The organism is Nonomuraea basaltis, assembly GCF_005893125.1.
Lineage (GTDB): Bacteria > Actinomycetota > Actinomycetes > Streptosporangiales > Streptosporangiaceae > Nonomuraea > Nonomuraea basaltis.
This window is the reverse complement of sequence record NZ_VCJS01000030.1, coordinates 25,393-43,814: the sequence shown is the minus strand read 5'-3', so window position 1 is coordinate 43,814 and position 18,422 is coordinate 25,393. Positions and strand designations below refer to the sequence as shown.

The window sequence follows — 18,422 nt, the reverse complement described above, 5'->3', positions numbered from 1 at the left end:
CGGCTGAAGGATTACGTCAGCGTGAGTGGGGTCTCGGATTCAACGCGGGTCAGCTTCTGCGGGTTGCGGACGTAGTAGAGGCCGGTGATGCGGGCGTGCTCGACACGGACTGCTATGACGCCGTCGATCTCGCCGTTCACGCGTAGGACGATTGCCGGGTTGCCGTTGACCACCGTGTGGACACTGGTGAGCGCGACTCGGGCCTTGCCGAGGCCGCCGACGATGAAGCGGGCCACCTTGCCGGCGCCGGTGATCGGCCGCGGCGAGGCCCGCTTGATGCCGCCGCCGTCGCTGATCAGGACGACCTCAGGGGCGAGCACGTCGAGGAGGCCCTGCAGGTCCCGGGTTTCAAACGCGCGCTGGAACGACTCCAACACCGCCCGGGCCTGGTTCGGGGCGACCTCCTCACGCGGGCGGCGGGCATCGACGTGCTCTCGGGCGCGGTGCGCGATCTGGCGGACGGCGGCGGGGCTCTTGCCGACGGCGGCCGCGATCTCGTCGTGACTGATACCGAAGGCCTCGCGCAGCACGAAGACGGCGCGTTCGGTCGGCGACAGCGTCTCCAGGACGATCATGAGCGCCATCGACACGCTCTCGGCCAGCTCGACGTCCTCGGCCACGTCCGGCGCGGTGAGCAGCGGCTCCGGCAGCCAGGAGCCGACGTAGTCCTCCTTACGGCGATTCATGGTGCGCAGCCGGTCGAGCGAGCGCCGGGTCGTGATCCGGACCAGGTACGCCCGTTGGTCGCGCACCTGCCCCATGTCGACCTTCATCCACCGCAGCCAGGTTTCCTGCAGGACGTCTTCGGCGTCGGCAGCCGATCCGAGCATCTCGTAGGCGACGGTGAAGAGCAGGTTGCGGTGGGCGACGAACGCCTCGGTGGCGGAGTCCATCCGGCCGTCGAGCGGTTCGGCTGCGCCTGTCGTTGGCTCGCTGTGCTCGCTCATGGCCGGCTCCTGCCTGTTCGCCTCAACTGTGCTCTATACACAAGACGCCGGCCGGCACCGCTGTGTGACACCCGTGATCGGTTGCGCACGTCACATGACCGCACTGTCACAAAGTCCGGGTCGCCGGCGCCTCATGGTCGTCAGGACGCAGCGCGAACGATCCGTGCGGCACACAACTCCACGAGTGATCGCCTTGGCCCCGTCGCGTGGTGACCATCGCGCGACCGCCACCGCAGAAAGAATGGAAAGACATCATGAGCAAGGTCTGGTTCGTCACTGGTTCGTCCCGCGGCCTCGGCCGCAACTTCGTCGAGGCCGCCCTATCGCGCGGCGACAAGGTGGCCGCGACCGCCCGGAACACCGAAAGCCTTGACGAGCTGGTCGCCGCCCATGGCGACGCGGTGCTTCCGCTTGAGCTGGACGTGACCGGCAAGGCCGCCGTCTTCGAGAGCGTGAAGCGGGCCAAGGAGCACTTCGGCCGTCTCGACGTCATCGTGAACAACGCCGGTTATGCCCAGATGGGCGCGATCGAGGAGCTGACCGAGCAGCACCTGCGCGACCAGCTGGAGACCAATGTGTTCGGTGCGTTTTGGGTGATTCAGGCCGCGCTGCCCTACCTGCGTGAGCAGGGTGCGGGGCACATCATCCAGCTGTCCTCGGCCGCCGGGCTCATCGCGATGCCGCTCGGCGGCGCCTACCACGTCTCCAAGTGGGCCCTGGAAGCCCTGAATGAATCCCTCGCCCAGGAGGTCGCCGGCTTCGGCATCAAGGTGACCGTGGTCGAGCCCGGCGGCTTCGCCACCTGGTCCGGCAAGAACCCCGATCCACTCGACAACGGCCACATGGCCGAGGCCGACCCGATCTACGACGGCCTCCGCCAGCGCCTCGCCGGGTTCGCGGGAAAGCAGCCCGCCGGCGACCCCGCCGCCGCGGCCCAGGCACTCCTCAAGATCGTAGACTCCGACAACCCACCCCTGCGGGTGCTCTTCGGCCAGGGCTTCTACCCGATGCTCCAGCAGGTCTACGCCGACCGGCTCAAGACCTGGGCCGACTGGCAGGACCTGTCGGCGGAGGCTCACGGCAAGCTCGATCAAGAAGATCGGTGACCGCAGATCGATCTCACCAACCTGAGCACCACCGGCACAGCGTCGGCTGGCCGCCGAGGCACGAGCCGCCCATCGGCGCGTGTGGGCGAGCCGGACGGCCCTGGTGGTGACAACGGCGGCACTCGTCGTGGCCTGGCTGGGCGTGGCCTTCGCCGTCCCGGCGAACCCCATAGGTCCCAAGAGCCTGCTCCTGCGCTCCTCGCGCCGGCGTGGTCGCGGCTCATGACTCCTCCATGTCCGGCACCGGTGAGATCGTTGCACCGGCCGACAGCAGTCTCTCCGCCAGCGCGCGACAGCGCCTCCCGAGCTCCGGAGGGTCGAGTACCTCGAAATCGTGCCCCAGCAGGAGCACGTGCATGAGCACGAAGTCGAGGCTGCCGGCGCCACTGAGCACCTCGCAGAGCTCGCTCCCTCGCCGTCGTACGACGGCCGCCGACGCCGGAATCTGCGCGCGCACCGTGTCGGCCGACGCGTGCACGAGGAAGCGCGCCTGGTGCGGGTAGACCCGACTCGCCACGCCCTCCTGCACGTACGTCGCCGCGTCGGGCGCCGCGCGTGGACGGAAGCGCCAGGTCCGTGCAGACACGTCGGTCATCCGGTCGACGCGGAAGCTGCGCCAGTCGTCGCGATCGAGGTCGTAGGCGAGGAGGTACCAACGCCGGTCGGAGGCGACCAGGCGGTAGGGCTCGACCCTCCGCCGTCGCACCTCGCTCCCGGACGGGTAGTCGAAGCCGGCCTCGACCTCGTCGCGGCAGGCTCTGGCCAGCGTCATGAGCACCTCGGGGTCGACCGGCGTGCGGCCTCCGCCGAAGGACTCCACCGAGCCGGAGAGCGCGCGCACCTCGTGCCGCAACCGGGTGGGCAGCACCCGGTCGAGCTTGGTCAGCGCCCGGAGCGCGGCGTCGCCGGCGCCGGCGACCGCGCCACCCGCGCCGACGAGCAGCGAGACCACGGTGGCGATCGCCTCCTCGTCGTCGAGAAGCAGCGGCGGCAGGTCCTGCCCCGGGCCGAGCTGGTAGCCGCCGCCGACACCCTGGCTGGCATGCACCGGATAGCCGAGCGTGCGCAGCCGCTCGACATCACGGCGTACCGTGCGCGGCGTGACTCCGAGCCGGTCGGCGAGCTCGGGGCCGGTCCAGACCTGGCGCTGCTGCAGCAGCCCGAGCAGGGTGAGCACCCGCTCCGTCGTACCCCGCTCGTCACCCCTTGCCGCGTCCATGTCGCCCACCCTGCCAGATAGCGGACCGATTCTGTCCGCTAGGGGCGTCAGGGTGGCTCCATGGACGCAGACGAACTCGACTGGAACCGGACGCTGCGCGAGCAGTGGGAGTTCCACTGGAATCATCAGCTCCGAGCCCGGCTCGACGGCCTCACCGACGACGAATACTTCTGGTCGCCGGTGCCGGACGCCTGGAGCGTGCGGCCGCGCGGCAGCTCGACGGCGCCCGTGCAGGCCGGTGCAGGGGACTTCACGATGGACTACGCCTTCCCCGAGCCGGTTCCCGCGGCCTTCACCACGATCGCCTGGCGACTCGGTCACGTCATCGTCGGCGTGCTCGCCGCGCGCAACGCGGCGCACTTCGGCGCGCCGGCGGCGTCGTACGAGACCTGGGAGTACGCCGGCAGCGCGGCCACCGCGCTCGACCAGCTCGAAGCCCAGCTCGACGTCTGGCTGGCCGGGGTGCGCGGCCTCGGCGAGGCTGGGCTCCTGGTCCCGATCGGCGCGAAGGAGCCCTTCCCCGAGGCGCCCATGGCCGATCTGGTGCTGCACATCCACCGCGAGCTGATCCACCACCTGTCCGAGGTCTGCCTGCTGCGCGACCTCTGCCTGCACACGAAACCCGACACGAACGGAGCAACCCGATGAGCCGCCACATCCAGGTCACCTTCGACGCCCACGACCCGCGGGCGCTGTCGTCCTTCTGGCGCGACGTACTGGGCTACGTCCACCCCGGCCCGCCCGGAGTCGACCTCCCCGAGGACGCCGACCCCATGGCCGCGTGGGACGACTTCCTCGCGCGGGTCGGCGTACCGGAGGAGGAGCGCAACACGAGATCGGCCATCGAGGACCCGGACGGGGACGGCCCACGGCTGTTCTTCCAGCAGGTGCCGGAGGACAAGGTCGCCAAGAACCGCGTCCATCTCGACGTCCGTGCGGCTCCCGGACTGCAGGGAGAGGAGAGGATGGCGGCGCTGGAGGTCGAGTGCGACCGGCTCGTCGCGCTGGGAGCGACGCGGGTACGTCGCTACGAGCCCGCTCCCCCGATGAGCGCCGGCCTCATCGTGATGACCGACCCCGAGGGCAACGAGTTCTGCCTGGACTGACGCAGCTCAGCTGTAGTCGCGGAGAGCGCCCGGCGGAATGGTGTCCGGTGGAATGGCCGGCCTGGCGATGCGCCGCCGGGCACCTGCCCGGGCGGCCTGAAACTCCGGATCGGGTCGTCAACCTCAAGCGCGGGCGCGTACGTGCAGGTGCCCGTCGAGGGGATACGTGGGCGGTGCCGCGGGCAGGACTACGTCGAGTTCGTAGCGGCTTTTCTGCGCCACGCGGCACGACGCCGTGTTGTCCACTTCGTGCAGCAGTTCAAGGCGTTCCAGCCCGTCAGCACCGAAGGTGTCGAAGGCCCATTGGGTGACAGCCTCCAATGCCCCGGCGGCGACACCCCGTCCTCGGGCGTGCGCCGCCGTCCAGTAGCCGACCTCGGCGGACGATTTCCCCGGTGCGACGTCCCTGAGGACCATATTGCCGAGCACCTGGCGGAAGGCCGGTCTGGGGTGCGCCTCGAGGACGGCGAAGCTGAACCGCGTCCCCGTCGCCCAGCCTCGCTGCTGGGCCCGTACCCACCGCAGCCCTTCGACCTCGTTTTCCACCCGTGAACTCGTCCAGCGACGTAGAACAGGATCCCGATACGCCGCAACGACCGCGGCCACGTCCTCCGCATCCCACGGGCGAAGCACAAGTGCGGGGCTGGCCGGCGTCGCGGCGGCATTGAGCATCACGGAAGCTTTCATCGGGTGATGATATGCAGGACCACCGGGTGTTTTGCTCGTCGTCAACTGGCCCGGCCCGACAGCGTGGCAGCGGCGGGCAAATCGGGGAAGACACGGGGTCGGCAGGGGATGCCGCTGCCGACCCCGTGGAGTCACCGCTGGGTCGGAGCCGGTGGTGTGGCGCGGTAGCGGGCGGTGTTCTCCTCGGCCTCGGTGCTCCAGCACTGCAAGCCGGCCTTTTCCAGCACCCGGATCGAGGACGGGTTCGCCAATTCCACGGTGGCGTGGACCGTGTGAACGCCCGGTGCGGTGAAGGCGAACTCGGTCAGCGCGCGGGTGGCCTCGGTGGCGTAGCCGCGTCCTCGCCGGGAGGCGACGATGCCGTATCCGATCTCGAGGGCGCCGTTGTCTGGCGGCCAGAACAGGCCGATCGAGCCGACGACCAGGCCGCCGGCCCGCTCGATGACCTGCCGGTGCCCGTACTGCCCCAGCCATGCGGGGTGCTCGGCGAACAGCCCGGCGATGACGTGATCGCCCTCCGCGGGGAAGTCCTCGGCCCAGTGCGCCGGCCGGGCGCCGTCCAGGACGGCGGTGACCTCGCTGGGTGTCCACCGCCGCAGGACCAGGCGGTCGGTGGCCAGATCGGTATCGGTCATGGAGAAGAAGGAAGACATGTGAAACTCCTGGTCGGTCGAACGACCCGGACCGTGCCTCAGACTCGGCCGGACCGGATGAAGGCATACTGAAGACGGCTGCTGGCAGCCATATTCATCAACCTCCCTCGCCCCTCGGTGACCAGGCGTCTCTCACGCCGTCACGATGCTAACGACCCCTTCGCGCTTCGGGCAAACCGTTTTCAGGCGGTCTTTCGGAGATATCGCCGCCAGCGCCACCGTTGCCCTCTCCCAGCCCTGGGACGCGGGTGCGGCGGCGGGTCAGGTACGCCCCCGGTCGGGGAGGATGAACGCGGGCCGGGCCCGTAGCCGTTCGCGGTGAAATCCTTGGCCCACGCCAGCGGGCGGCGGTCAGGGCGGGGCCAGGGAGCCGGGAGCGGGGACCGGGAGGGGACGAGCGGCCATCGGACGCAGGCCGTCGAAGATCAGACCGAGATAGCGCCGCCACAGACCTGGGACCGCGTCGCCGAGCGGCGCCGTCGCCTGCGCCACAGCGTTGATCAGCAGCACGATGTCGTGCCCGGTGATGTCGTCGCGCGCGGCGCCGTCCGCCCGCGCGCGGGCTGTGAGCGACTCCGCCGCCGCCACCAGCCGGTCGCTGGCGGCCCTGAGCTGCGGATCCCTTCGCAGGTCCACGGTGACTGCCTGGCAGAAGGATCGGTCGGCGACCTGCAGCTCGACCGCACCCGCCATGAACTCCAGCAACGCCTGCCCGGAGTCGGCATGACCTAGGAGGTTCTCGCCTCTGGCCGCCAGCCGGTCGAGCTGGTCACCGAAGATCGCGGTTACCAGTTGCTCCTTGGTGGCGAAGTGCCGGAACACTGTGCCCTTGCCGACCCCTGCCCGCGCCGCGATGCGCGCGATCGAGACCTCCGTGCCGTGCTCGGCGAGCTCGGCCGCGGCGGCCTCCAGCAGCAGCCGCCTGTTACGCACGGCGTCGGCCCGCATCCTTTCCACGAAAGGGACTCTACCCCAACCGGACCACTAGGTCATGTTATGCTGCCGCACAACCTGACCGAATGGTCCGTTTATGGAGGTAGCTCGATGAGCTCAATGAAGGCGCTGGCCGCCCGTGGATATGGCGGCGTGGAGGTCCTGGAACTGCTGAATGTTCCGATCCCGGCGCCCGGTCCCGGCCAGATCCAGGTGCGGATCGCGGCGGCGGCGCTCAACCCGGCCGACCTCAGGCTTGTCAGCGGGACGTTCAAGGAGCTGGCCCCGCTGACGTTCCCGCACCTCCTCGGCGGCGACTTCGCCGGCACCGTCACGGCCGCAGGCGAGGGCGCCGGCCGATTCGTCCCGGGGGACGAGGTCTTCGGTCTCGGCCTGCCGAGGACGGCCAGGGGCATGGCGGAGTTGCTCTCCTCGCCGCCCTCGCTCACCACGGGAACGATGGCCGAGTACGCGGTCTTCGACGCCGACACGCCCGCACTCGCCCTTCGGCCCGCCGAGCTGCCCGCCGAGCGCGCGGCGAGCCTGCCCACCGCCACCCTGACCACCCTTCCCCTGCTGCGCGCCGGGGACTTCGCGGCGGGTATGAAGGTGTTGGTCATCGGGGCGGCCGGCGGCGTCGGGGGCGCGGTGGTGCCGCTGCTGGCGGCGCGCGGCGTCCACGTGATCGCCACCGCCGTACCTGAGGACGAGGAGTACGTGCGCGGGCTGGGCGCAGCCGAGGTGATCGATTACCGATCGGCCGACACAGCCGCGGCAACCCGCCACCGCCATCCCGGGGGCGTGGATGCCCTGGTTAATCTGGCCCTGGCCGGGACGTCCCTACCCGCCATGGCCTCGCTCGTCCGCCCCGGAGGCCGCCTCCTGAACGTCGCCTTCCCCAGCCCCGGCGCCGACACCGGCATCGAGACCGTCTACACCACGGCACGTCCCGGGGACTTGGAGGAGGTGGCGGCGCTGGCAGTGAAGGGCGTCCTGCGGTCCACCGTGAGCCGTCGATACCCGCTTGAGCAGGCCGCGCAGGCCTACGCGGACCTGGTGAACGAGCACGTCACCGGCAAACTGATCGTGGCGATCGGCTCGGCTTAGGCCGCGGCATGGCCGCATCGGCCCTGGTTCGGCGTCATCCGGTCGTCTCACCACGGCGCGCGAGAGCGAACACGAACCAGGCGATGGCGCAGATCGCGGCCGACACCAGCAATGCCCATCCAGTGCCTGCGGCGACGGCGGCACCCATGACGGCGACGCCGAGGGTGGCACCGATCTGCCGCACGGCGTTGAGCAGGCCGCCCACCGCACCGGCCGTCCCCGCCGGGGCGACGCTGACCAGGGCCGCGACCAGGGCAGGCAAGGCGTAGGAGACGCCGAAGCCGGTCATCAGGAGGCCCACCGCGAGCCACGGGTAGCCGCCGTCGGCAAAGACCGTGCCGGCCAGCACAGCGCCGCCGGCGGACAGCAGTGCCAAACCGGCCAAAATCGGGCGGCGTGGACCCACCCGTGCCACGATCTTGCCCGTGAACGGCGGATTGGCGGCGAAGGGAACGGTCAGCGGCAGGAACGCCAGCCCGGTCTGCAGCGGGCCCAGGTGCCACTCCTGCTGCAACAGCAGCGGCAGGACGAACAGACTCCCGGTCAACGCGAAGTTCACCGCCGCGGCGGCCAGCAGTCCGGCCCGTACCCGGCCTGACCGCAGCAGAGCCCGGTTCAAGACCGGTGCCCGGCTGCGGCGCTCCAGGCCGCGGAACGCCAGCGCCGACACCCCAAGCCCCGCCGACGACCACGCCGCGTGGGCCCATGCCTGCGAACCGGCAGCGATCAGTGCGTCTGTGAACAGGGCCAGCACCGCGGCGGCTGCCACCTGTGCGAGCCAGTCGATCCGGCGCGTATCGCGCGGGCAGGCCACCGCCCGGCCCAGCGTCAGCGCCAGTACCGCCAGGCCGATGGGCACGTTGATCAGGAAGATGGAGCGCCATCCGGCCGCGCCGACCAGTGCGCCGCCCGCGATCGGACCCGCTGCGACGGCCGCACCACTGATCGCGGCCCATGCCGAGACCGCGCGCGCCCGCGCCGCCGGTTCCGGGTAGAGCTGGGCGATCATCGCCATCGAGGCGGGCACGCACGCTGCCGCGGCAATCCCCAAAATGGCGCGCAGCAGGACCAGGGCCAGCAACCCCGGGGCGAAGGCACTGAGCAGGGACGCCAGCGTGAAGACCGCGATCCCGGCGCGGAAGAGCCGCTCGGCACCGAAGCGGTCGGCCGCCGCCCCCGCCGACAGCAGCAGCGCGGCGAACGCCACGGTGTAGCCAGTGGTCGCCCACTGCAGCCCGGCCATCGAGGTCCGCAGAGACGACGCCAGATCGGGCTCGGCGACCGACAGCACCGTCATGTCCAGCAGCACCATGAAGTAGCCCAGCGAGATGCCCGCCAGCGCGCGGGCACGCCCCCGCCCCGGACGGGGGGTCGCCGGCACCGGCATGGGTGAGTTCACAAGGGTCATGCCTGAGACAGCTCCCGAAGACAAGGATGAAGATGACGTAAGCCACTGTTGTTTCGGCAGGCCAGCGGCTCCACCGCCACAGCTGCACGTCCCGTTCGGAATTTCCGAACGGGACGTGGTCGTTCCGCTCGCGTGGAGTTGCGTCAGCTCAGAACCTTCGAGGCCGTCGTCCGGCATAGGACCGTGACCGACGCCGCTGTCGCGCTCGGCCTCGCCCCCTCGTCCGTCTCCCAGCAGATCCGTACCCTCGAAGGAATGCTGGGCGTGGCCCTGTTCGTGCGCGGCCCCAAGGGAATGGAACTCACTCCCGCCGGACGACGGCTGCAGGGCTGGGCGCGCTCTCTGCTCGACCAGGCCGAGCAGGCCATCCGCGACGTCAGGGGCGAACGGCAGTTGCTGCGACTGGGCGCACTGGAAACGCTCGCCGGCTCCTACGTGCCTCAGGTCCTCGCTCGATTCGCCGGACGCAGGCCCGATATCGAGGTCGAGGTCCACTCCGAACGCGCCCGCGACGGCCTCCTTGCCGACGTGATCGCCGGACGCCTGGACGCCGCCCTCCTGCTGGACTCCGGCGACGATGTCGGCGGACTCGGCTTCCCCGCCCCCGCCGAATCGCTTGCCTTCATCGATCTCGACCCGGTGCCCCTCGCGCTGGTATCGGCACCCGCCCATCCGCTCGCCGCCCGAGCCGCGCTGACGCCCGGTGACCTCAAGCACGAGCGGCTCCTGGTCAACGTGCCAGAGTGCTCGTTCTGGATGGCCGGGAACAAGATCCTGGGTTCCGGCCCCAAACGGATCAAAGTAGGAGGCGTCCCGGTGATGCGTGCATGGGCGGAGCACGGACTCGGAATCTCGCTGCTACCCGGGTTCGCGGTCGCCGACAGCCTCCGCTCCGGCGCCCTGGTCCGACTCGACCTTCCGCTGCCGGATCTCAGCCTGCGGCTCGTCTGGCGAGAAGACCGGGAGTCGCTGCCTGGCATGCGCGACATCCTGTACGCCGCAGCCCGCCCCTGAAGACGCGGCTGAGCAACATCGAAAGGACCAGTGACGATAGCAGGCTGAAGACCGCTGGGTTGCCGCCACTGGCCGTTCGGATGTGGCAAGTAGCCGCTATTTCAGCAGATGAAGTCTCCGAAAATGGTCCAGTTCCCAAGGGTCGTGGGCACTGACGAGCGAGACTTGGTCGCCGTGGCGGTGGAGGAGTTCGCGTAGCCGGGCCTGGGTGCCGAGCCTGAGGTCGTGGTGGACCTCTGAGCTGGTTTGCACGAGGTCCAGGAGCGGGTGCGGGTGGGGATCGTCGCCGAGTTCCCGGTGGTAGTAGTAGGCGTCGCCGCAGTGCAGCAGCCAGTGCTCACCGTCGTGTACCGCGACTCCGGTGTGGCCGGCGGTGTGGCCGCCGAGCGGGACCAGGCGGATCTGTGGTGGAAGGCCCTTGGGCTGCAGGGAGGTGAAGCCGAACCAGTCCTCGCCGGAGTCGGCGGGGTAGGTCACCCAGTTCGGGCCGTGCGCCCAGTGAGCCGGGCGGTAGCGGAAGCTGGGCGCCTGGCTGGTCGCCGCTTCGAGTTCGGCGGCCAGAACGTGAACCTGGGCCGCGGGGAAGTCGGGCAGGCCGCCGCAGTGGTCCACGTCGAGGTGAGTGACGATGATGTGGCGTACGTCGTCAGGGGCGTACCCCAGCCGGGTGACCTGGCGTATGGCGGTCTCCTGCTCATCCAGCACGGGCTGGGCCATCTCGACCCAGTCGGCGCCGAGAGTGTCGTTGGGGGTGCGTACGTCATCGAGGCCGAGACCGGTTTCGATGAGGACCAGCCCGTCGGAGTCGGTCTCGACCAGCAGGCAGTGGTTGACGGCGTGCGCGGGGGCCAGGCCTTGGTAGGTGGCTTCGATCTGCCGTACGGACCCGCAGTTGAGGTGATGGATCTGCATGGCGGCCAGTCTGTGACTTGAAGCGTGGTTCAAGTCAAGGAGGCGTAGTGGGCGAGATGATGCCGGACATCGCCGAGGTGGCCATCCCCTGGGCTCAACACATGCTCAACACCGAAAGAGCAGCTTGTCCCCTTAGCTTCGTAAGGGATCCCGGGGTGGAGACTCTCAGGGAACGGGGCGTCTCAGGAGTGTCCGATGATCTGGTGTGGCCGGTAGGGGGCCTCCAGGCGGGCCGCTTCCTCTCCGCTCAGAGACACATCCACCGCCGCGATCGCGTCGTCCAGATGACCCACCTTGCTCGCCCCGACGATCGGCGCGCTTACCCCAGACCTCCCGAGCAGCCACGCGAGCGCAAGCTGCGCCGGCGGCAGGCCTCGTTCATCAGCGACCGCACGCACCACGTCGACGACGTCGAAGTCCGCGTCCTCGTACATGCTGTCGGCCAGCGGGTCGCTGCCGGATCGGACCGTGCGCCGCCGGCCGTCGCGCCGCCGGCTCCCGGTGAGCAGTCCGCGCGCCAGCGGGCTCCACGGGATGACGCCCACCCCCTGGTCCAGGCAGAGCGGGATCATCTCTCGCTCCTCCTCCCGGTACACAAGGTTGTAGTGGTTCTGCATCGACACGAATTTGGTCCAGCCGGCCGCCTGAGCAGTGTGCTGCGCTTTGGCGAACTGCCAGGCGTACATGCTGGAGGCCCCGATGTAACGCGCCTTGCCGGCCCGCACCACGTCGTGCAGGGCCTCCATGGTCTCCTCGATCGGCGTCTCGTGGTCCCAGCGGTGGATCTGGTACAGATCGACGTGGTCGGTAGCAAGCCTGGTCAGCGAGGCGTCGATGGCGGCCAGCACGTGTTTGCGGGACAGCCCTCGGTCGTTCGGGCCCGGCCCCGTCGGGAAGTAGACCTTCGTGGCGAGAACGTAGTCGTCGCGGCGTGCGAAGAGCTTGGCGAGCAGCCGCCCGGTGATCTCCTCGCTCGCGCCGTCCGAGTACATGTCGGCGGTGTCGAAGAACGTCACACCGGCCTCGACCGCACGCCGCACGATCGGCTCGGCCGCGTCCTCGCGCAGCATCCACTCCCGGGAACGGGGATCGCCGTAGCTCATCATGCCCAGGCAGATCCGGGAGACCTGCAGCCCCGACGAGCCCAGCTTCACGTATCGCATTTCGTCTTTCCTTCCTGTGGCTCTGTGGCTTTCTCCTTGGCTGGAGGAGTCCCGAAGCTCGCGGTGGAGGGCGACCGAGAGCACCACGAGCCCCGACTCCGGCGGCGCTCCCGATGAAGTAGGTCCATGGAGACGCCGCGGAGAGGACGGCGCGAGGACCAGCGGGCGGCATGACGCCATCGTCGGCCAGCCCGTAATTTAGGAGAATGGCGAATCGAAAGATCAGACCCGAGCGGGCATACGAATCAAAGGGAATGGACGCCCTCGACTTTCGCATTCTCGCCGAGCTGCAGGTCGACGCCAGAGTGAGCTTTGCCGAACTGGGCCGCCGGGTCGCCCTGTCGGCCCCTGCGGTGGCCGACCGGGTGCAGCGGCTGGAGGAGACGGGAGTGATCACCGGCTATCGCGCCGAGGTCGACCCGCGGGCCCTGGGCTTTCCGGTCACCGTGATGGTCCGGATCCGTCCGGCGATCCGGGAACTGCACCGCATCTCCAAGATCGCCCAGGAAGTTCCCCAGATCGTCGAGTGCTACAGAATGACCGGCGACGACTGCTTCTACTTCACGATGCACCTGCGGGCGGTCGACGAGCTCGAACCGATCCTCGACCTGTTCACCCCGTACGGTCACACGACCACGTCTCTCATCCACACTGCGCCCGTGCCACGCCGCCCCCTGCCGCTGGAGTGAGGCTCGGGCCCGCCTTCCGATTCGCCTTACGGACTTCGGCGCGATCTCCCGGTGGCCCAAGCGATCCTGCGCGCCGGTGGCACCGGCGTCGTCGAGCCGGGCTATGACCTGGACGGCGGCAGCGGGCCCGCCACCGCAGACCCGTCGTCTTCGCCCGGCTGGACCAGGCCGCTCTCATACGCGAGATGCACGAGCTGGGCACGGTCGCGCGCCCCGAGCTTGGTCAGCAGCCGGCTGACATATGTGCGGGTGGTGGCCGGGCTGAGGAACAGGCGCCGGGAGATCTCGTCGTTGGAGCGCCCGGCGGCGATCTCGGCGAGCAGCTCCCGCTCGCGCCCGGTGAGCGCCGCCGGCAGCCGCCCCCGAGGCGGACGGTGCCGGCCGGCGACGGCCGCCAGCACGCGCCGGGTGACCGAAGGCGAGAGCAGCGCCTCGCCGCCCGCCACCGTACGCACCGCCCCGCGCAGCTCGTCCGGGGCGACGTTCTTCAGCAGGAACCCCGACGAGCCCGCGCGGATGGCGTCGAAAAGGTGCTCGTCGGTGTCGAAGGTGGTGAGCACGACGACCCGCACGTCACGCAGCCGCTCGTCGGCCACGATCCGCCGGGTCGCTTCGATCCCGTCGACCCCCGGCATGCGAATGTCCATGAGCACGACGTCAGGCCGCGCCGCGACCGCGAGCGCGTATCCCGCCAGGCCATCCGCGGCCTCACCGACGACGGTGATGTCCGCAGCCCGCTCCAGCAGCGCACGCAGCCCCGCGCGCATCAGCTCCTGATCGTCGACCAGCGCGACCCGGATCATCGCGGCGCCTCCAGCGGCAGCGACGCCTCGACGCGGAACCCGGCGCCGGGCCGCGAGCTCACCGCCAGGTGACCGCCCAGCAGCGTGGCCCGCTCCCGCATTCCGGCCAGCCCGCGCCCGACCGGCTCGCGAGGCAGGTCGGCGCCGCGCCCGTCGTCGGCGACGGTGATGCCGAGCCGGTCGCGTTCGTAGCGCAGGCTAACCTCGGCCTTGGTCGCCCGGGCGTGCCGCAGGCAGTTGGTCAGCGACTCCTGCACGATCCGGCAGGCCGTGGCGTCCACGACCACGGGCAGGCACACCGGATCTCCCTCGGTGCTGAGCTGGACCGCCAGCCCGCTGCCGGCGGTCGCCGCCACGAGCGCGTCCAGATGGCGCAGGCTGGCGGTGGGCGCCCGGCCGACGCCGTGTTCGGCGTCCCTGAGCAGCCCGAGCGTGCCGCGCAGCTCGCGGTTGGCGTCGTCGCCGGCCCGCCGGATGATCGTCAGCGCCGTGCGGGCCGCGGCCTGGTCGTCGTCGAGGGCCTCCCTGGCCACGTCGGCCTGGACCGAGATCACCGCGATCGTGTGGCCGAGCACGTCGTGCAGGTCCCGCGCGATCCGCAGCCGCTCCTCCTCCACTCGCCGCCGGGCCTCGTGCTCGCGCTCTGCCGCGGCCCGCGCGATCGTACGGCGCTGCTCGGCACGCAGCAGCCGGGTCGCCCGCACGGCCGCGCCGAGCGCGAGCGCGGCCACCATCAGCCCGATCGTGGACGACAGCTCGAACCCCAGCAGATATTCCGGGTCATCGCCCTCGCGCAGCCGGAACGTGGTGCTCACCAGTACGAGGGCCCCCGCCACCGCTCCGGCGACCACGAGGCTGCCCGCCTCGGCCGCGGAGTAGAGGGCGGCCGCCACCGGCAGGGCCAGCCCGATCGGCGGGTAGCCGGCGGCGTGGTAAGCGATCAGGCCGACGGCGGTCGCCGCCAACGCCAGCACGGGAAAGCGCCGCCGTACGAGCATGAGCGCGCCCAGCCCGGCCGCGAACATGTATGCCACCAGGTCGGGACCGCGCGTGCCGCCGAGATCCATCGCGACGGCCACGGCGACCACGGCCGACACGGCCACGCCCAGCACCGCGTCGCCGAAGAGCTGACGTTTCCCTGCCTGCACGAACCCGAGGATAGCCAGATCGGCCGACGGCCCACAGTCGCCCGATGTTGACACCGGCTGTCGCCTCCAGCCGATTACCAGGGCCGCCACGGCGATCTAGCGTTCGGCGGCATGAGAACACTCGGGGTAGCGATTCTTGGCCTCTTCGCCGGGCTGGCAGTGGGATTCGTCCTGTTCAGCGAAGTGCTGGGCAGACTGGTCGTGTCCAACGGCACGATGCGGGCGCCGTGGACGTTCATCATCGGGTTCGGCCCGCAGGTCCTGGCCGTCGTGGGCGCGGTCACCGCGGTCCTGATCGACAACGCGCGGAAGGGCAAGTCGTGAACCTGTCCCGGCGGCGCCTCCTGCGGACAGCCGCGAGCGGCCTGATCCTGGCTCCCCTGGCGGGCTGCGGCGGGTCCACGCGCGGCGGCGGGAACGTGGAGACCGAGTCCAGCGCCGGCAGCCTGCTCCGCAGCACGGCCCGGCTGCCGGAGCCGTTCACCGTGCCGTTACCGATCCCGCCGGTGCTACGCCCCGCCGGCACCGATGTGTACGAGATCACCCAGCGTGTCAGCCAGGCGGAGATCCTGCCCGGCCTGCGTACACAGGTGTGGGGGTACAACGGGATCTTCCCCGGCCCCACGATCGTGTCGCGGCGCGACCGCAAGACCGTCGTGCGCCACCGCAACGAGCTGCCCGAGCCCGTCGTGGTGCACCTCCACGGCGGCAGGACGCCCGCCGAGCACGACGGCTATCCCACCGACCTCATCCCTCCCGGGTCCGCCCACGAGTACGTGTATCCGCTCGACCAGCCCGCGACCACCCTGTGGTACCACGACCATCGAATGGACTACACCGGACCGCACGTCTACAAGGGACTCGCCGGCTTCCACCTCGTGCACGACGACGAGGAGGACGCGCTCCCACTGCCGAAGGGCGACCGGGACGTCCCCCTCATGATCGCCGACCGCTCCTTCGCAGAGGACGGTTCGATGATCTACCCGGACGTGCACAGCGACTTCATCAGCGGCGTGCTGGGTGACTGCGTGCTGGTGAACGGGGCGCCGTGGCCGGTCATGGAGGTCACCGCCACCCGGTACCGCTTCCGCATCCTCAACGCCTCCAACGCCCGCCGCTACCGGCTCGCGCTCGATCCGCTGCCGCCCAGCGGGCCGTCGTTCGTCCAGATCGGCAGCGACCTGGGCCTGCTCGGCGCGCCGGCCGCGCACGCCGAGCTGCAGATCGCGCAGGCGGAGCGGTTCGACGTCGTGGTCGACTTCTCGGCTTATCCGATCGGGCAGGCGGTGACGCTGACGAACCGGCTCGGCCAGGGCGGCACCGCCAACGTCATGCGCTTCGTGGTGGCTCGCAAGGCACCCGATGACAGCCGCATCCCGGCCAAGCTGACCGACTTCCGGCCGCTGTCGCCGTCAGAGGCCGTCGTGGAGCGGACCTTCACCTTCCAGCGCGGCGGCGCGGAACGGCACGCAACGAGCCTGTGGACCGTCAACGGCCGGGCGTTCAGCCCCGACCACATCGCGGCCACCCCCAGGCTCGGCACGGTGGAGCGGTGGAAGCTGCGCGCGCAGAACGTGGCGCACCCCATCCACATCCACCTCGCGCCCTTCCAGGTGCTGGACCCCGGCCCCTACGCCACCGGCTGGAAGGACACCGTGGACTTGGCCAGCGGCGACCAGGCCGAGGTCCTGCTCAGGTTCGACTCCTACCGCGGCAAGTACGTCTTCCACTGCCACAACCTCGAACACGAGGACATGATGATGATGGCCAACTTCCGGATCATCTGAACAGCACTATTCGTACGTGAGCAGATTGCCCGGCTGGCAGCCCGAGCGCCTCCGCCGCAGGCTTCCGGGCAGCTCGTCCAGCAGGATTCGCGCGACGGATTCACCCCCACGCGGTGTCTCTCACTCGCGACCCGGACCGCGAGGTCTGCGCCCAAGCACCCGCCGGCGCAGCAGTGGTGACGCCGAGATGAGCGCTGGAGCCGGGCCGCCAGTGGTATCCGTGCCCTTCGATGATCAGATGGTCGGCTCGCCTGAGGGCGCCGGCGTCAGCCTCATCCCGGCGATGCCAGCGTGAAGCGGATCGCGGCGGGAAGCGGCGCGCCGAGCCCCGGCGAGGTGACCCGAACGCCGTCCGGGACAGCCGCGGCGCTGACCGGGCCGCCGTCCAGGCGGGCGGCGGTGGCCGGGTCGAGCAGCCCCGGCCGGGCCTTGAGCACCGCCTCGCCGCCCGGCGCGCCCGCGACGAACGCGTAGGCGTGCCGGTCGTCGCGGGTCCAGCGGACCCAGGGCGGGCCCTCTCCCGCGGCGGTCTCGCCGCCGGGGACGGCGTCGCCGGGCTCCAGGGGCCTGGTCGCGTGGACGGCGGCGGCGTGGTGCGCCATCCAGGACGCGATGCCCTCCAGGACGGCGCGCTGCTCTTCCGGCAGGGTGCCGTCGGCCTTGGGGCCGACGTTGAGCAGCAGGTTGCCGCCGCGCGAGACCACGTCCACCAGCAGCCGCACCGCGCCCGCCGGGTCGAGCAGGTGCTCGGGGCCCTCGTTGCGGTTGTAGCCGAAGGACAGGCCGACACCCCGGCAGTTCTCCCAGGCGGCGGCCGCCTCCTTCTCGCGGCCCGCCTGGTACTCGCTGGTCAGGTAGTCGGCGTGGGCGCCGTCCCAGCGGTCGTTGACCACACCCTCCGGGACGGCGGCGTAGTAGTGGGCGAACAGGCCCGGCAGGTCGGCCATGCCCAGGTCGGGCCAGCCGATGTCGTTCCACAACACGTCCGGCCGGTAGCGGTCGATCAGGTCGCGCACCTGGCGCAGCGCGTAGGCGGCGTAGGCGGCCTCGTGGGGGCGGCCGTAGTCGTCGATCAGGTCCTCGTGGCGGATCACGGCGCGGCGGCCGGCGTACCAGTCGAGACCGCCGGAGTAGTACACGCCGAAGCGCAGCCCTCGGGCGCGCACGGCGCCCGCCAGGTCGGCGACCAGGTCGCGGCGCGGGCCGCGGTGGACGGTGTTGCGGGTGCCGGTGCCGGGCGCGTCCCACAGCGCGATGCCGTCGTGGTGCTTGGTGGTCGGCACGACGTAGTGGGCGCCGGCGCGGGCGAACAGGTCCGCCCAGTCGCCCGGATCGAACGACTCGGCCCGCCACAGGTCGAGGAAGTCGTCGTACGGGCGGCCCCCATGCACCGCGTGATGGTGCGCCCAGGCCGGGCTGCCCTCGATCTGGCTGGTGTTCCAGTACCACTCGGCGTACGGGTTGTGCGCGAACCACACCTCCGGATCGGTGGCGCCCAGCTCGCCGGTCGGCTCTGCCCAGGCAGGCACCGAGTACGCGCCCCAGTGGATGAAGACGCCGAACTTGGCGTCGGTGAACCACGCCGGGACCGGTCGGCCGGTCAGGGAGTGCGAGTCGTCGGTCATGGCACACCTCGAAGAGACATCGGACTACTTGCTGGGCACAACCCTAGGATCCACCCACACCAAGGCGCCATAGGGGGCATACATCCGATCTCAGGGCTCGGCTCGGTGGGCAGGC

General features: G+C 70.5%; 19 protein-coding genes. 8 read left to right on the top strand and 11 right to left on the bottom strand.

The window, feature by feature from the left end; all coding sequences use genetic code 11:
• Nucleotides 1–11: 11 nt before the first annotated feature.
• Nucleotides 12–947, bottom strand: coding sequence for an RNA polymerase sigma-70 factor (locus EJK15_RS16685; protein WP_171074349.1), 936 nt, complete (start codon nucleotides 945–947; stop codon nucleotides 12–14).
• 254 nt (nucleotides 948–1,201) lie between these two features.
• On the opposite strand from EJK15_RS16685, the gene EJK15_RS16680 reads away from it, so the two are divergent.
• The gene (locus EJK15_RS16680) at nucleotides 1,202–2,053 is read left to right on the top strand and encodes an SDR family NAD(P)-dependent oxidoreductase (protein ID WP_138711344.1); all 852 of its coding nucleotides are present in this window, start codon (nucleotides 1,202–1,204) and stop codon (nucleotides 2,051–2,053) included.
• Nucleotides 2,054–2,273: 220 nt separating this feature from the next.
• Here EJK15_RS16680 and EJK15_RS16675 read toward each other — a convergent pair whose 3' ends face one another.
• A complete protein-coding gene (locus EJK15_RS16675) occupies nucleotides 2,274–3,272 on the bottom strand; it encodes a helix-turn-helix transcriptional regulator (protein WP_138711343.1) in 999 nt (332 codons plus the stop codon).
• Nucleotides 3,273–3,332: 60 nt separating this feature from the next.
• Between EJK15_RS16675 and EJK15_RS16670 the strand changes: the two genes are divergently transcribed.
• Nucleotides 3,333–3,920, top strand: a complete 588-nt coding sequence (locus EJK15_RS16670; RefSeq protein WP_138711342.1) for a DinB family protein — start codon at nucleotides 3,333–3,335, stop codon at nucleotides 3,918–3,920.
• Entirely contained in the window at nucleotides 3,917–4,378 is a 462-nt protein-coding gene (locus EJK15_RS16665; RefSeq protein ID WP_138711341.1) for a VOC family protein, read from the top strand. Before EJK15_RS16670 ends, EJK15_RS16665 begins: the two co-directional genes overlap by 4 nt.
• A 123-nt stretch (nucleotides 4,379–4,501) precedes the next feature.
• Here EJK15_RS16665 and EJK15_RS16660 read toward each other — a convergent pair whose 3' ends face one another.
• The 3 genes from EJK15_RS16660 to EJK15_RS16650 form a co-directional block, all read right to left on the bottom strand.
• Nucleotides 4,502–5,065 carry a GNAT family N-acetyltransferase gene (locus tag EJK15_RS16660; protein ID WP_138711340.1) on the bottom strand — a complete coding sequence of 188 codons (564 nt, stop codon included), beginning with the start codon at nucleotides 5,063–5,065 and terminating at the stop codon, nucleotides 4,502–4,504.
• Between the two features lie 131 nt (nucleotides 5,066–5,196).
• Nucleotides 5,197–5,718, bottom strand: a complete 522-nt coding sequence (locus EJK15_RS16655) for a GNAT family N-acetyltransferase (RefSeq protein ID WP_138711339.1) — start codon at nucleotides 5,716–5,718, stop codon at nucleotides 5,197–5,199.
• Nucleotides 5,719–6,069: 351 nt separating this feature from the next.
• Nucleotides 6,070–6,666 (bottom strand): TetR/AcrR family transcriptional regulator, encoded by a 597-nt coding sequence (locus EJK15_RS16650; RefSeq protein WP_138711384.1) that lies wholly within the window; start codon nucleotides 6,664–6,666, stop codon nucleotides 6,070–6,072.
• 96 nt (nucleotides 6,667–6,762) lie between these two features.
• Here EJK15_RS16650 and EJK15_RS16645 point away from each other — a divergent pair, with 96 nt between their 5' ends.
• Nucleotides 6,763–7,758: an NADP-dependent oxidoreductase gene (locus EJK15_RS16645; RefSeq protein ID WP_206060904.1), complete on the top strand. Its 996-nt coding sequence runs from the start codon at nucleotides 6,763–6,765 to the stop codon at nucleotides 7,756–7,758.
• A gap of 34 nt (nucleotides 7,759–7,792) precedes the next feature.
• Here EJK15_RS16645 and EJK15_RS16640 read toward each other — a convergent pair whose 3' ends face one another.
• Nucleotides 7,793–9,166 carry an MFS transporter gene (locus tag EJK15_RS16640; RefSeq protein WP_138711338.1) on the bottom strand — a complete coding sequence of 458 codons (1,374 nt, stop codon included), beginning with the start codon at nucleotides 9,164–9,166 and terminating at the stop codon, nucleotides 7,793–7,795.
• Between the two features lie 132 nt (nucleotides 9,167–9,298).
• On the opposite strand from EJK15_RS16640, the gene EJK15_RS16635 reads away from it, so the two are divergent.
• Nucleotides 9,299–10,180, top strand: coding sequence for a LysR family transcriptional regulator (locus EJK15_RS16635; protein ID WP_138711337.1), 882 nt, complete (start codon nucleotides 9,299–9,301; stop codon nucleotides 10,178–10,180).
• A 96-nt stretch (nucleotides 10,181–10,276) separates the two neighbouring features.
• Here EJK15_RS16635 and EJK15_RS16630 read toward each other — a convergent pair whose 3' ends face one another.
• Both EJK15_RS16630 and EJK15_RS16625 read right to left on the bottom strand, forming a co-directional pair.
• Nucleotides 10,277–11,092, bottom strand: coding sequence for an MBL fold metallo-hydrolase (locus EJK15_RS16630; RefSeq protein WP_138711336.1), 816 nt, complete (start codon nucleotides 11,090–11,092; stop codon nucleotides 10,277–10,279).
• Between the two features lie 182 nt (nucleotides 11,093–11,274).
• Nucleotides 11,275–12,255, bottom strand: coding sequence for an aldo/keto reductase (locus EJK15_RS16625; RefSeq protein ID WP_138711335.1), 981 nt, complete (start codon nucleotides 12,253–12,255; stop codon nucleotides 11,275–11,277).
• 206 nt (nucleotides 12,256–12,461) lie between these two features.
• Here EJK15_RS16625 and EJK15_RS16620 point away from each other — a divergent pair, with 206 nt between their 5' ends.
• Nucleotides 12,462–12,944: an Lrp/AsnC family transcriptional regulator gene (locus EJK15_RS16620; RefSeq protein ID WP_138711334.1), complete on the top strand. Its 483-nt coding sequence runs from the start codon at nucleotides 12,462–12,464 to the stop codon at nucleotides 12,942–12,944.
• A gap of 101 nt (nucleotides 12,945–13,045) precedes the next feature.
• On the opposite strand, the gene EJK15_RS16615 is transcribed toward EJK15_RS16620, so the two are convergent.
• A complete protein-coding gene (locus EJK15_RS16615; protein ID WP_138711333.1) occupies nucleotides 13,046–13,747 on the bottom strand; it encodes a response regulator in 702 nt (233 codons plus the stop codon).
• On the bottom strand, nucleotides 13,744–14,895 hold the full coding sequence (locus tag EJK15_RS16610; RefSeq protein ID WP_206060903.1) for a sensor histidine kinase: 1,152 nt from the start codon (nucleotides 14,893–14,895) through the stop codon (nucleotides 13,744–13,746). Before EJK15_RS16610 ends, EJK15_RS16615 begins: the two co-directional genes overlap by 4 nt.
• Nucleotides 14,896–15,006: 111 nt before the next feature.
• Here EJK15_RS16610 and EJK15_RS74545 point away from each other — a divergent pair, with 111 nt between their 5' ends.
• Nucleotides 15,007–15,219, top strand: coding sequence for a DUF5957 family protein (locus EJK15_RS74545; RefSeq protein WP_138711332.1), 213 nt, complete (start codon nucleotides 15,007–15,009; stop codon nucleotides 15,217–15,219).
• Complete coding sequence (locus EJK15_RS16600; RefSeq protein ID WP_138711331.1) at nucleotides 15,216–16,682, top strand: multicopper oxidase family protein; 1,467 nt, start codon at nucleotides 15,216–15,218, stop codon at nucleotides 16,680–16,682. Before EJK15_RS74545 ends, EJK15_RS16600 begins: the two co-directional genes overlap by 4 nt.
• 272 nt (nucleotides 16,683–16,954) lie before the next feature.
• Here EJK15_RS16600 and EJK15_RS16595 read toward each other — a convergent pair whose 3' ends face one another.
• Nucleotides 16,955–18,307 carry an alpha-L-fucosidase gene (locus EJK15_RS16595; protein WP_138711330.1) on the bottom strand — a complete coding sequence of 451 codons (1,353 nt, stop codon included), beginning with the start codon at nucleotides 18,305–18,307 and terminating at the stop codon, nucleotides 16,955–16,957.
• Nucleotides 18,308–18,422: the final 115 nt, after the last annotated feature.

Coding starts and splice junctions, on each gene's coding strand:
- EJK15_RS16685 (WP_171074349.1), bottom strand. CDS start 947: ATGAGCGAGCACAGCGAGCCAACGACAGGCGCAGCCGAACCGCTCGAC.
- EJK15_RS16680 (WP_138711344.1), top strand. CDS start 1,202: ATGAGCAAGGTCTGGTTCGTCACTGGTTCGTCCCGCGGCCTCGGCCGC.
- EJK15_RS16675 (WP_138711343.1), bottom strand. CDS start 3,272: ATGGACGCGGCAAGGGGTGACGAGCGGGGTACGACGGAGCGGGTGCTC.
- EJK15_RS16670 (WP_138711342.1), top strand. CDS start 3,333: ATGGACGCAGACGAACTCGACTGGAACCGGACGCTGCGCGAGCAGTGG.
- EJK15_RS16665 (WP_138711341.1), top strand. CDS start 3,917: ATGAGCCGCCACATCCAGGTCACCTTCGACGCCCACGACCCGCGGGCG.
- EJK15_RS16660 (WP_138711340.1), bottom strand. CDS start 5,065: ATGAAAGCTTCCGTGATGCTCAATGCCGCCGCGACGCCGGCCAGCCCC.
- EJK15_RS16655 (WP_138711339.1), bottom strand. CDS start 5,718: ATGTCTTCCTTCTTCTCCATGACCGATACCGATCTGGCCACCGACCGC.
- EJK15_RS16650 (WP_138711384.1), bottom strand. CDS start 6,666: ATGCGGGCCGACGCCGTGCGTAACAGGCGGCTGCTGCTGGAGGCCGCC.
- EJK15_RS16645 (WP_206060904.1), top strand. CDS start 6,763: ATGAGCTCAATGAAGGCGCTGGCCGCCCGTGGATATGGCGGCGTGGAG.
- EJK15_RS16640 (WP_138711338.1), bottom strand. CDS start 9,166: ATGACCCTTGTGAACTCACCCATGCCGGTGCCGGCGACCCCCCGTCCG.
- EJK15_RS16630 (WP_138711336.1), bottom strand. CDS start 11,092: ATGCAGATCCATCACCTCAACTGCGGGTCCGTACGGCAGATCGAAGCC.
- EJK15_RS16625 (WP_138711335.1), bottom strand. CDS start 12,255: ATGCGATACGTGAAGCTGGGCTCGTCGGGGCTGCAGGTCTCCCGGATC.
- EJK15_RS16620 (WP_138711334.1), top strand. CDS start 12,462: ATGGCGAATCGAAAGATCAGACCCGAGCGGGCATACGAATCAAAGGGA.
- EJK15_RS16615 (WP_138711333.1), bottom strand. CDS start 13,747: ATGATCCGGGTCGCGCTGGTCGACGATCAGGAGCTGATGCGCGCGGGG.
- EJK15_RS74545 (WP_138711332.1), top strand. CDS start 15,007: ATGAGAACACTCGGGGTAGCGATTCTTGGCCTCTTCGCCGGGCTGGCA.
- EJK15_RS16595 (WP_138711330.1), bottom strand. CDS start 18,307: ATGACCGACGACTCGCACTCCCTGACCGGCCGACCGGTCCCGGCGTGG.